This is a genomic window from Tepidisphaeraceae bacterium, from assembly GCA_035998445.1.
Taxonomy (GTDB): Bacteria; Planctomycetota; Phycisphaerae; order Tepidisphaerales; family Tepidisphaeraceae; genus DASYHQ01.
The window spans coordinates 1-12,135 of the sequence record DASYHQ010000025.1 but is presented as its reverse complement, the minus strand read 5'-3'; the positions used below and the strand labels follow the sequence as shown (position 1 = coordinate 12,135).

Here is a 12,135-nt window from a genome sequence, read left to right as displayed (position 1 = left end):
CGCTAAGCGACTCAAAACCCTGCATGGCCTCACGCCCCACGAGTTCATCTGCAAGAAGTGGCTTGAAGACCCTAGCCAGTTCCATTCAGATCCGAACCAGCACATGCTGGGACTGTACACCTAGAGCGTGTTATGCACTTTGGGGGCCAGTAACGCAGGCGTGACGACGCTGGGTGCCACGGTTTGGTACTCCAAGCCGTGTCTGCGTGTACCGGCACGGCTTGGCGTACCAAACCGTGGCACCCAAGCCAGCATCTGAGCTGGAAAGTGCATAACACGCTCTAGACATTCTACGTTCCTGTCGTTCCGATAAAACGCGTGCACGTCGACCTGGCGAGCTGAATCGAAAGTCGAGATTGAGCGGGGCGCGCTTTGATTCGGCGGGGCGGGGAAGGGCGTTAGCATTGGCGGAGGCCCCCTCCCAGCCTCCCCCGGCGTACCGGGAGAGGGGCGAGAGGGAGCGCGTCCTGGATGACGAGCGTTCGCCGGATTGGCGGCATCAACGCGACGTCCCGCGGAGAGAGCGGCGGACGTCAGGGGCACGGCGCGTCGGGGCACGCGTGCCGCCCGTGTCGATACCAGCACGACGGTCACTATGGGCGCTGCGGCAACGCCGGGAGATGGCCGGCCCTGATGGGCGATGCTGAAGCGCGTGACGGGGGTGCGTCCTCCGGCCACCGTCCCAACTGCGGCTACGACCTGCGCGCGACGCCGGAGCGGTGCCCGGAGCGTGGGGCGGTGCCATCGGAGCCTGATGCGAGCGCGTAGAAGTGCCGGCGGGTGCAGAAGGATGCGGGGATCTTGCTGCAACGGTCGCCGCCGGCAGGACCAATCGTGGTGCTTAGATAACGGCAACCGGCGGCTACCGACGTCGTCCACGAAGCAACGACAGGCCAGCGATCACGCCGCACCCGTCCCCCCCCCGGCGCATCCACCGGTGAGCGGAGCTTCGCAATGGGCGCTGGCGTCTGAGATGCTGTTGCTTTTGCGTGACCCTCGATCGTGGGTTAAGCTTTTCGGACCTGCGTCCGATTCAAATGATGCTCCTCTGAAGGGAACTGCCATGTCCGTTCGTTTACGCGACAACGCCCGACGTGCGCTGAGTGCCGCGGCTTCTCGGTGCGTCATTGAAGGTTTGGAGGGACGCCGGTTGATGGCGGCCGGTAGCGCCACGCTGTTGCGCGACATCTTCCCGGGGACGTCCAGTTCGATGTTTAACGAACAACACGGCGCGACGGGGGGGCCAGCGACATCGGCGAGCCTGGGCGACGTACTGCTCTTCTCCGCCAACAACGGATCGCTCAACGGGGCCGCCGGCGCTGAACTTTGGCGGACGGACGGCACGCCGGAGGGAACGGCGCTCCTGGCCGACATCAACACCGGCACGTCCGCCAACGGCAACCTCAGCTCGAGCCCGGGCGGGTTCGTGGTGATGAACGGCGTCGCCTACTTCGCCGCCACCGACGCGACGACCGGCCGCGAACTGTGGCGCAGCGACGGCACCGCCGAAGGCACGTTCCGCGTGCGGGACATCAATTCCACGTCCGGCACCTCGCCGGCGTCCTACAACGGCTCGAACCCGGCGAACCTCGCCGTCGTCGGCGACACGCTCTACTTCACCGCCGCCGACGGCACCCACCCCGTCGGGCTGTGGAAGAGCGACGGGACCGAGGAGGGCACCACGTTGGTGACCACCGCCCCCGTACGCGTCTCGCGGCTGACGGCGGTCGGTGACACGCTGTTCTTCTCGGCGTCCGACGCGGCGAACGGCATCGAGCTATGGAAGAGCGACGGCACGGCCGAGGGCACCGTCGTCGTGAAAGACGTCGTGGCAGGCACCAACAGCTCGTTGCCCGCCTCCCTCACGGATTTCAACGGAAAGCTCGCGTTCGTCGCGACGACGTCGAGCGCTCAGCCGCAGTTGTTCCTGAGCGACGGCACGCCCGAGGGGACCGCGGTCGTCAAGACGTTGAACACGTTCGCCACCGCGGGCGCGCCGATCACGAACCTGACCGTGGCCGGTCCGACCCTCTACTTCGTCGCGACGACGGTGGAGTACGGGCACGAAGTGTGGCGGACCGACGGCACCGCCGACGGCACGACCCTGGTCGCCGACCTTGGCCCGGGGAATGCCGGGTCGGCGCCGAACAACCTCCGCGTCCTCCCCAATGGCGAAATCGTCTTCAGCGCTTTCGTCAACGACGACGCCGGGAACTACGTCGGGTCCGAACTTTACAGGTCCGACGGCACCGCCGCAGGCACGGGCCTGCTCGCCGACATCAACGTCGGCGGTGCCGGCAGCAACCCGGTCCCGCTCGCGGTCACGGGTGATGGCCGGCTCTACTTCCGCGCGAGCAACCCGGCGAACGGCACGGAACTGTACGTGACCGACGGCACCACCGCCGGCACGTTCCGCGCGGCCAACATCGGGCCCGGCGATAAGAGCTCCAGCCCGTTCGCGGTCGGCGTGCTCGGCGACGCCCTGATCTTCGGCGCCACCGACGGATTGACCGGCTTTGAGCCGTACCACATCGCCTCCCCAACGCCGCCCCCGCCGAACCAACGTCCGACGGGCGTGATCGTCGCGCCGGCGTCGGTCGACGAGGGCGCGTCGCTGGCGGTGTCTGGTGTCGATTCGGCCGACGCGGATGGCCGGGTCGCGGTGTACCAGTGGGACTTCGACTACGACGGGGTGACCTTCAACGTCGACGCGACCGGCGTCGCGCCGTCCCGGCTGGCCGACGACGGCGCGGCGACGCGGCGCGTGGCGCTGCGGGTGCTCGACAACGAGGGCGCGGCCAGCGACGTCGTCGAGGCCGCCGTCGACATCCGCAACGTCGCGCCGACGCTCAACGCGACGGCGCCGGCACCGGCCGTCGAAGGTTTGACGTACACGCTCAACCTTGCGGTCACGGACCCCGGCCGAGACACGGTGGTAAGTTGGTCGGTCGACTGGGGCGACGGGACCGTCGACACGTTCACCGGCGCCACGCCGGCCGCGACGCACTTGTACGCCGACAACGGGTCGTACGTCGCGCTGGTGGGCGCGACCGACGAGGACGGCACGTACGCCGTCGGGTCGCGCAACGTCACCGTTGCCAACGTCGCCCCGACGCTCGGCGTGACCGGCGCGGGCTCGGTCGACGAAGGGTCGGCATACGCGCTGAACCTCTCCGCCAGCGACGCTGGCCGCGACACGATCAGCAGTTGGTCGATCGACTGGGGCGACGGTGTGGTCGAGACGATTGCGGGTGACGCGTCGTCGGCCTCGCACGTCTACGCCGACGGCCCGGCCCAACGGGCGATCGCCGTCACCGCGACCGACGAGGACGGCACGTACGCCGCCACGGCCGCCTCGGTGCTGGGCCAATCGCCCTCCGCGCTCGACCCGACGTTCGCGAACGGGTTCGGGTACGTCACGCCCGCCGGCACGCGCGTCGCGGTCCAGGCCGACGGCAAGGTCATCACGGCGGTCGGCCGCAACATCTACCGTTACACGCCGACCGGCGCTATCGACGCGTCGTTCGGCAACGGTGGTGTCGTCGTGCTGCCCACGACGCCCAGCAACCAGTACAACGACGTCGCCGTCCAGCCCGACGGCAAAATCGTGGCCGCCGGCCACGTCAGCGTCACCGCCAACGGCGCGTCCGAGTTCGATTACGTCGCCGTCCGATTGAACCCGGACGGCTCGCGCGACGCGTCCTTTGGCGTCGACGGCGTCGTCACCGTCGACGTCCAGCCCGGCGCGCAGCCAACGTACGAACTCGACCGCGCCGAGCGCGTTGAGGTGCTGCCGGACGGGAAGCTCCTGCTCGCCGGCCAGAGCTTCGTCAACGGGAACTGGCGGTTCACGCTCGCGCGGCTCAACGCCACCGGCACGATCGACAGCACGTTCGGCACGGACGGCCGCGTCATCACGTCACTTGGCACGCGCGACTCGATGCTCTACGACCTGTCCGTCGGTCCGGACGGCAAGATCGTCGCTGGCGGCTACGTCGGCAACGCGCAGAACACCGGCGACCGACGGTTCGGCGTCGCGCGCTACAACGCGAACGGCACGCCCGACGTCACGTTCGGCACGAACGGCGCGTTCGTCCTACCCCAGGCCGGGTTCCTCGGGGACGAAGTCCGCGGCGTCCTGTCGCTGTCCGACGGCCGCGTGATGGTGACGGGCTCGCGCAACGGAAACGGCGTGATCATCCGCCTCAGCGCCGCCGGCACGCCCGACCCGACATTCGCCACCAACGGCACCCGCACCGACGTCGGGATACCTTGGTACGTCTCGCTCGCTCAAGACCGCTCGGGCCGCATTCTCGTCGGCAGCAGTGGCAGCGCGATCGCGCGGCTGCTCGACAACGGCCAGATCGACCCCGCGTTCGGCCGCGTGTCGGTCGGCAGCGGTGGCGGCAACTGGACGACGGATGTCGTCGTCACCCCGTCCGGACGCATCCTCACCGCCGCCACCGGCCGGATTACGCGCCTCCTCGGCGACCCGACGTTCGCCGTGCAGGTGCGCAACGTCGCGCCCGTCGCCAACGTCCGCACGTGGACGAGCAGCGTCGACGAAGGTTCGACCGGCGTCACCATCCGCTTGGGCGGCCTGTCCGACGCGTCGCCCGTTGACGTCGCCGCGGGCTTCAGGTTCAGCTACGACTTCGACGGCGACGGCACGTACGACGTCGTCAACGGTACCTCGCCCGAGGTGACCGTGCCCGCCTCCTACTACGCCGATGGCCCGCGGACGCTGAACATGGTCGCCCGCGTTGCCGACAAGGACGGGGCGCACACGACCTACGTCCTGCCGATGTCCGTGAACAACGTCGCGCCGACCGGCACGCTGTCGCAGACCGGCGGCGCGACCGAGGCCGGCGCCGCCGCGACCGTCATGGTCACCGGCGTCGACGACGTGTCGGCCGCGGACCGGGCGGCCGGCTTCACGTACGATTTCGACCTCGACAACGACGGCTCGTTCGAGGTCATCGGCAGCAAGTTGCCGACCGCGTCGCGCGTCTTCACCGACAGCGGGACGTACACGGTCGCCGCCCGCGTCGTCGACCGCGACGGCGGCCGCCGCGCGCTGACCGCGCAGGTGCGCGTCGACAACGTCGCGCCGACGGCCGTCATCGCCGACGCGCCCGCGACTGCCGTTGAGGGGAGCGTCATCGGCTTGACGTCGGTCGTCAGCGACCCGAGCCTCGCCGATCGGGACGCCGGCTTTACGTACGCCTGGTCGGTCAAGAAGGACGGGTTCGCCTACGCGATGGGCTCCGCCGGCAACTTCGCGTTCCGGCCCGACGACCAGGGCACGTACGTCGTCTCGTTCACCGCGACCGACGCGGACGGCGCGACGTCGGCCGTCGATAGCAAGACGATTGCGGTAACGAACCGCGCGCCAACCGCGAGGTTCGCGGCAAGCGGCGCCGCCGTCGAAGGGTCGCCGGCGGCCTTCACGTTCACCGACGCTGACGACGCGGCCGCGGACCTCGGCACGTTGCGTTACAGCTTCGACTTCAACAACGACGGCGACTTCGTCGACGCAGGCGACGTCTCCAACGCCACCAGCGCCAGCGCCGCGTTCGCGTTCCGCGACAACGGGACCTATACCGTTCGCGGCCGGGTGACCGACAAGGACGGCGGCGCCTCGACGTACGCGTTCTCGGTCAACGTCGCCAGCGCCGCCCCGGCCGTGACGATCACGCCGAGTACCACCACCCCGAAGCGCAATAAGGCAGTCAGCTTCACCTTCCGCGCGACCGACGCCTCGCCCGCCGACCAGGCCGGGCCTTTCAAATACCACGTTGACTGGGACGGCAACGGTTCGATCGACCAAGTTCTCTCCGGTTCGTCACAGGTCACGGCCTCACGCACCTATAAAGCGGCCGGCACGTACGTCGTCTGCGCCTACGCCGTCGACAAGGATGGCGTCGTAGGGCTGGTGTCGCGAATTACCATCCGCGTCAGGTGATCGTCCGATTTGGTTGATCGTCACGCGCAAGGCGGCTAGGCCGTCGGTTTCGGCCCGGCAACCATGATCACGACGCTTCGCCGAGGCGATGGGTGCGTGCAAGGATGGCGCAGCCCCACAAGGTAGCCGTCGTCGCACCGGCAGCTGCACGGGAAAGTATTTGGAAACCTGCAGGTTCTGCGACGACACTTTGCGGTCGGCGTGTCGTTCGAGCGCCGATTCGGCTCGGGCTTGCTGCTGCGAACGCGTTGTTTCGGCCCTCAAGCGGCCCAAGGGCCCTTTGTACGCCCCGCACGCGGTTTGGTCTGGTACTGTCTGCATCGGCCCGCGCATTGCCACAGTCTGAAAGACCCGATGCGTCAACTCCGCGCCACCCTCACCCAAAACGCCTACGGCCTTCGGGTTCGTACTGCCGGCGTACCCGTACACCCCGGCCAACACGCTTGTCTCGCTTACGGTCACTTGGAGCAGGGCGACAAGACGTACGCGCGCAGCCTCGCGCTCATGTACGACGGCCCTGGTCTGATCACGCAGCGCGTCGCGAAGCCGAAGACCGTCCGCACCTGGCCAGTCGGGCAGCGGGGCTGGGGTGAGCTGCGGGTCAAAGCATTCGAGCACGCGACGACGGATGAGACGCGGTGGGGCGTGACGCGGATCAGCGGTGACCACGAGCTGAAGACGCCGCGGGGCGCGACGATCGGCAGCTAGTGGTGGTTCCTCGTGCCGGCGGGGGCGGGGGCGCTGGTGGCATGGCGACGGGCTAAGAACGACACGGATGCAGCGGCATCGCCGCCCGGTCAAGTGCGGCCGAGGGGTGAGTTGGCCGCTGAATGCGCTCGATAACTACAAGGGTTCGCCAGCTCGTCTTCCACCTCCGTGCGCTCGCGTGGAACAAACCGGGCCAATCGTCCGCTAAGTCATCGCGATCTCCCTTATCCGTTCCACATCCCGCATCGGCGGCTCGCCGAAGTGGCGCTTGTACTCGCGGTTGAACTGCGATGCGTCCTCGTAGCCGACGCGGAAGCCCGCCTCGGCGGCGTCCGAGTTTTCGCTGACCATCAGCCGCCGAGCCTCCTGAAGCCGAATCTGTTTTTGGTACTGTAAGGGCGACATGGCCGTGACCGACTTGAAGTGGGCGTGGAAGCCCGACAGGCTCATGCCCAGTTCCTTCGCCAGCGACTCGATCCGCAGCGGCTTGTCGTAGTTCGCCCTCAACTTCTCGATGGCGCGTGCCATCCTGTGGGCCTGCCCGCCCGAGGAGGCGAGCTGCCGCATGCGGTTGCCCTGCGCGCCGGCCAACAGGCGGTAGATGATCTCGCGGACCACGAGCGGCGCGACCGCGCGGAACTCGTCGGGCCGTTCGACCAAGCGCATGAGCCGCACGGTCGCGTCGAGCAGGTCCATGTCGAGCGGACTCACGTCGAGGGCACGAACGCCGCTCTCGCGGCGCGGCTGGGCGACCTGCGATTCCACGATCACCGACGCGACCACGGAGGGGTCCAGCGTCAGGCGCAGGCCGAGGTACGGCCGTCGCTCCGACGCCTCGACGATCTCGGCGACCATCGGCAGCCCGAGCGTGGTGACCGCGTAGTGGGCTGGGTCGTACCGGAACACGTCCTCGCCCAGCGTCAGTGTCTTGGCCCCCTGCGCGATCACGCAGAAGCAGGGTTCCAAGACCGTGTGAGTCGGATCGTCGATGTGGGCAAAGCGGCTGAGGTGCACGCCCGGCTGCGGCTGGGACACGCCGCTGCGCGGTAGCACTCGTGCGATCCGCTCGACCAGTTCCTCACGGTCGGCGTCCATCTTTCGGGCTTGGCGTTGGCTCGTCGTCATACCCCCATCTTACGGGTCGCCGATCGATCCGACCGCCACGATCTGCTCCAGTTTGGAAGTTTGTCCAATCATCTCGGACGTTCGTCATACCGCCGTGGCCCGGCGTCTGCGTACCGTTATGCAACATGATTGATCGCGACCCAAACCTCAGTCGGCGTCACTTCCTGATCTCGGCCTCGGCTGCCGTGGCCGTCACGGCCGTTGCCTCAGTCGGGATCGCAGCCGAGCAACCTCTACCGGAGAAGAAGATGGACATTCAACGCGTCGGAACTAAGCCCTCAGTCAAGGGACCGGACGAATGGTTTACCGGTACCGTGCGGATCGACTCCGCGTTCGACCGCACCGACCCCGCACGCGTCAACGGCGCGATCGTCACGTTTGAGCCGGGGGCACGCACCGCGTGGCATACCCATCCGCTGGGCCAGACCCTGATCGTTACAAGCGGCCTCGGCCGAGTTCAGCAGGAGGGTGGACCCATCGAGGAAATCCGCCCCGGCGACGTGGTGTGGTTCCCGCCGAACGTGCGTCACTGGCATGGAGCATCGCCGACGACCGCGATGACCCACATCGCCATTCAGGAGAAGCAGGACGGCTCGCCCGTCACGTGGATGGAGAAGGTCTCCGACGATCAGTACGGCAAGTAGCCCATCAACCCAGAACGGATGCGAAGAATGACATTGACGTTGAACCCAACTGAAGTGCAAGCGGTAGCCACGGACAACCCGTGGAGCGCGGTCGGCTCGATGGCGATGTGTGTCGCGATGTTGATCGCGGCCGAGTTCATGCCGGTGAGCCTGTTGACGCCGATCGCGCAAGACCTGCACGCGACGACCGGCATGGCCGGGCAGGCGATCTCGATCTCGGGCATGTTCGCCGTGGTAACCAGCCTGTTGATCGCCACCGTCGCGGCTCGGTTCGACCGCAGGTACGTCCTGCTCGGCCTGACCGGCCTCATGCTGCTGTCGCTGGTGCTGATCGCGATGGCCCCGAACTTTGCCATGCTGATGGTCGCCCGCGCGTCGCTAGGCGTGGTGGTCGGCGGGTTCTGGGCGCTGGCGACGGCGACGGTTATGCGTCTGGTGCCGCAGCATTCCGTGCCGAAGGCACTAGGCTTCGTCTACATGGGCAACGCGGTGGCAACCGCGTTCGCCGCCCCCATCGGCAGCTACCTCGGTGGCGTGATCGGCTGGCGCGGCGTGTTCTGGGCGCTGGTGCCCCTCACGCTGGCCAACCTCGCGTGGCAGTGGATCAGCCTGCCCACGATGCGCCCCCAAGCGGCCAACCCGGTGAGCAAGCTGTTCGGCCTCTTGAAGCGCCCCAACGTCGCCTTTGGCATGGTCGCGCAGATGCTCACGTTCGGCGGCGCGTTCGCGGCGTTCACGTACTTCCGGCCGTTCCTCGAAACCCGCACAGGGGCCAGCGTGCCCCAGCTTTCCGTCATGCTGCTGTGCCTCGGCGTGGCGGGGTTCGTCGGCACCGCTGGGGCGACGAGGTTCGTAGCGCGGCAGCTGTACCTGCTGCTCGCCGGGCTGCCGCTGGCGCTGGCCCTCGTGACGTTCGGCCTGCTCGGCGTGCAGCACTCGCTGTGGGCAGTGGGCCTGACCTTGTTCGTCTGGGGCACGCTCAACTCGGCAGTGCCCGTCTGCTGGTCCACATGGCTGAGCCGCGAAATCGCCGACGAGCCAGAGAGCGGCGGTGGGCTGATGGTCGCTGCGATCCAGTTGGCGATCATGCTCGGCGCGGGCCTCGGCGGCTTACTCCTCGACCACGCATCGATCACCGCGACTTTCGTTGGCGGCGCGGTCCTGCTCGTCGCCGCCTCGGTCCTCGTCGGCACAGGCGCACGCCTCCGACGTGACTCCAACGAATCGCAATCGGATGAGGCGGTCGCCGCCGCCGTGCCCTCGTTCCGTTAAAGACTCGAACTCAAGTAGAGAAAGGTTGATCAGTATGAACGTTGCCAAACACTCTATCGTGACCGCGTTCGCTGCGAGCGCAGCGCTTTTCGCGACGGTGCCCGCACCTGTCGCTGCCGACATGACGAATTCCACCCCCAAGGCCCAAGACATGACCAATGGCGCAGACAACTTCTACAAGAGCGACTCGGTGACTGTGCAGAAGGTCACGTTCAGGAATAAGCTAAGCATGAACGTCGTCGGAAACCTGTTCGTGCCGAAGAACCTCGACACTAACGCCAAGTCCGCCGCCATCATCGTTGGCCACCCAATGGGCGCGACAAAGGAGCAGAGTTCAAACCTCTACGCCCAAAAGTTGGCGGAGCGCGGGTTCGTCACGCTGTCGTTCGACCTGTCCTTCTGGGGCGAGAGCGACGGCCAGCCACGCCACACGGTCGCGCCTGACATCTACGTGGAGGACTTCAGCGCAGCGCTGGACTTCCTCGGTAAGCAGCCGGTCGTCAGTCGGGACCGCATCGGCGTGCTCGGCATCTGCGGCAGCGGGAGCTTCTCCGTTGCCGCCGCCCAAATCGACCCCCGCATGAGGGCCATCGCGACGGTCAGCATGTACGACATGGGCGCGGCGAACCGAAATGGCTTGAAGAAGTCGGGCACTGCCGAGCAGCGGAAGAAGACGCTCGAAGAGGCGGCGGCGCAACGCTGGGTCGAGTCCGACGGCGGCGCGGCCAAGTACACGAGCGGGACCGTCCACGAGATCAACGAGAAGTCGCACCCCATCGAGCGGGAGTTCTTCGACTTCTACCGGACGCCGCGCGGCGAGTTCACGCCCGCAAGCACGACGCCGCTGCTGACGACGCACCCGACGCTGAGCAGCAACGTCGCGTTCATGAACTTCTACCCGTTCGAGCGGATCGCGGAGGTCTCGCCGCGCCCGATGCTGTTCATCACCGGCGATCAGGCCCACTCGCGTGAGTTCAGTGAGGACGCCTATCAGCGAGCCGCCCAGCCGAAGGAGCTGCTGATCGTCCCGAACGCAGGCCACGTCGATCTCTACGACCGCGTGAACCTGATTCCGTTCGATAAACTAGCGGCGTTCTTCACGCAGAGCCTGAAGTAACCGCGCAGGAGGTGCAACGTGAGGTTCGACCGACTAATCACTGTGGTCACCATGGTCACGCTGAGCGTTCTGTGCTCTTGTGACGCTGGCGAGCGAGTCCCTCGGCCCATTCCAGCCACGCAGGCGGGTGGGCAGACGCAGCCCGGAGAGGAAGCCATGAGTCTGAAGCTGAACGTGAAGATCGGTCAGCGGACGTTCGCCGCCACGCTTGAGGACAACCCGGCGACGGCAAAGTTCCGGCAGATGCTGCCGCTGACGCTCGACATGCCCGATCTGAACGCCAACGAGAAGCACGCGCACCTGCCAAAGCGGCTTCCGACCGACCTGTTCAAGCCCGGCACCATTCGTGAAGGCGATCTGCTACTCTGGGGCGACGACACGCTCGTGCTCTTTTACGAGACCTTCCGCAGTTCATACAGCTACACGCGGCTGGGCAAGCTCGACGATCCGACGCGACTTGCTGGGGCCATCGGGGGCGGAAGCGTCAAGGTCACGTTCGAGGCCAAATAACGACAGAGATCATCTAGTGGGTGAGTGCTCATGCATCGCTCATGCGAGGGTTGCCTAAAGCGAGGACCAGCGTCGGCAGGCACCCAGCGGGAACTACGACCTTCCCGAATGCGACCTTATTCACACTTATCGCCTAGAAATCCACTTTTAGCCCCAGAGTAAGTTCGAAGAGGGTCAGGCACGGGAATATTCATAACTCCTTGTTCGACAAAGAGTGCTAAAAGTATACGGCGAGCCCTGTTAACCGGGTTAGCGGGGGCCGCTCGTTTTCGGGCTGGTTTTACGCTGTTTTAGGTTAGGCCGGGATAGAGAGAGAGGGAGCGAGGGGGCGGCGATCTCGGGTCGCGTTCCACCCTCCCGGCCTTTAGCTCCCGACAACTCTCGGACTCTCGTCTCTATTTCCGGTCGCCAGTTAACAACCGTGTCGGAATCGGCACCCCAAAAGTGACCCCCTTCCTAAAGCGATGGTCGGGTGAGCTACTCGTCGAACGGGACCGTGCCGCACTCGGGGCAGCGGGCGGTGGTGGCGCGCAGGTCGTAGCCGCAGGTGTGGCAGTGGCCGGCACGGCGACGCGATCCGCGTCGCAACGCACGCGCTGTCCAAACCACCGGCAGGACAGACGACGCGACCGCAATCAACCAGATCGGGAGGACTAGGTGGTACGGACATTCATTCCTCCGCGGTGATGAAGGCTGCGAGGTAGACGAAGCCGGCGAAGTTGGCGGCCTTCTTCTCGTACCGCGTGGCCACGCGCCGGCAGCGGCGGATGCGGCAGAAGAATCGCTCGATGACG

General features: G+C 66.7%; 8 protein-coding genes. 6 read left to right on the top strand and 2 right to left on the bottom strand.

The features are described from left to right. Positions 1-1,063: 1,063 nt before the first annotated feature. Both VGN72_10940 and VGN72_10935 read left to right on the top strand, forming a co-directional pair. Positions 1,064-5,965 carry an ELWxxDGT repeat protein gene (locus VGN72_10940; GenBank protein ID HEV7299872.1) on the top strand — a complete coding sequence of 1,634 codons (4,902 nt, stop codon included), beginning with the start codon at positions 1,064-1,066 and terminating at the stop codon, positions 5,963-5,965. Between the two features lie 354 nt (positions 5,966-6,319). Further along, complete coding sequence (locus VGN72_10935) at positions 6,320-6,673, top strand: hypothetical protein (protein HEV7299871.1); 354 nt, start codon at positions 6,320-6,322, stop codon at positions 6,671-6,673. Between the two features lie 204 nt (positions 6,674-6,877). Here the strand turns inward: VGN72_10935 and VGN72_10930 are convergent, their stop codons facing one another. Next, positions 6,878-7,798 (bottom strand): AraC family transcriptional regulator, encoded by a 921-nt coding sequence (locus VGN72_10930; GenBank protein HEV7299870.1) that lies wholly within the window; start codon positions 7,796-7,798, stop codon positions 6,878-6,880. A 125-nt stretch (positions 7,799-7,923) separates the two neighbouring features. Between VGN72_10930 and VGN72_10925 the strand changes: the two genes are divergently transcribed. From VGN72_10925 to VGN72_10910, 4 genes are all read left to right on the top strand, one after another. Further along, positions 7,924-8,442: a cupin domain-containing protein gene (locus tag VGN72_10925; GenBank protein HEV7299869.1), complete on the top strand. Its 519-nt coding sequence runs from the start codon at positions 7,924-7,926 to the stop codon at positions 8,440-8,442. A 27-nt stretch (positions 8,443-8,469) separates the two neighbouring features. Beyond that, positions 8,470-9,714, top strand: a complete 1,245-nt coding sequence (locus VGN72_10920) for an MFS transporter (protein HEV7299868.1) — start codon at positions 8,470-8,472, stop codon at positions 9,712-9,714. 34 nt (positions 9,715-9,748) lie between these two features. Beyond that, positions 9,749-10,831, top strand: coding sequence for an alpha/beta hydrolase (locus tag VGN72_10915; protein HEV7299867.1), 1,083 nt, complete (start codon positions 9,749-9,751; stop codon positions 10,829-10,831). Positions 10,832-10,987: 156 nt separating this feature from the next. Beyond that, positions 10,988-11,341 (top strand): cyclophilin-like fold protein, encoded by a 354-nt coding sequence (locus VGN72_10910; protein HEV7299866.1) that lies wholly within the window; start codon positions 10,988-10,990, stop codon positions 11,339-11,341. 670 nt (positions 11,342-12,011) lie between these two features. Here the strand turns inward: VGN72_10910 and VGN72_10905 are convergent. After that, positions 12,012-12,135 (bottom strand): transposase (locus VGN72_10905; protein HEV7299865.1); only part of this gene is annotated, 124 nt, incomplete at its 5' end.

Bases quoted from the DNA above. Each gene is read 5' to 3' on its own strand.
- VGN72_10940 (HEV7299872.1), top strand. From the start codon at position 1,064: ATGTCCGTTCGTTTACGCGACAACGCCCGACGTGCGCTGAGTGCCGCG.
- VGN72_10935 (HEV7299871.1), top strand. From the start codon at position 6,320: ATGCGTCAACTCCGCGCCACCCTCACCCAAAACGCCTACGGCCTTCGG.
- VGN72_10930 (HEV7299870.1), bottom strand. From the start codon at position 7,798: ATGACGACGAGCCAACGCCAAGCCCGAAAGATGGACGCCGACCGTGAG.
- VGN72_10925 (HEV7299869.1), top strand. From the start codon at position 7,924: ATGATTGATCGCGACCCAAACCTCAGTCGGCGTCACTTCCTGATCTCG.
- VGN72_10920 (HEV7299868.1), top strand. From the start codon at position 8,470: ATGACATTGACGTTGAACCCAACTGAAGTGCAAGCGGTAGCCACGGAC.
- VGN72_10915 (HEV7299867.1), top strand. From the start codon at position 9,749: ATGAACGTTGCCAAACACTCTATCGTGACCGCGTTCGCTGCGAGCGCA.
- VGN72_10910 (HEV7299866.1), top strand. From the start codon at position 10,988: ATGAGTCTGAAGCTGAACGTGAAGATCGGTCAGCGGACGTTCGCCGCC.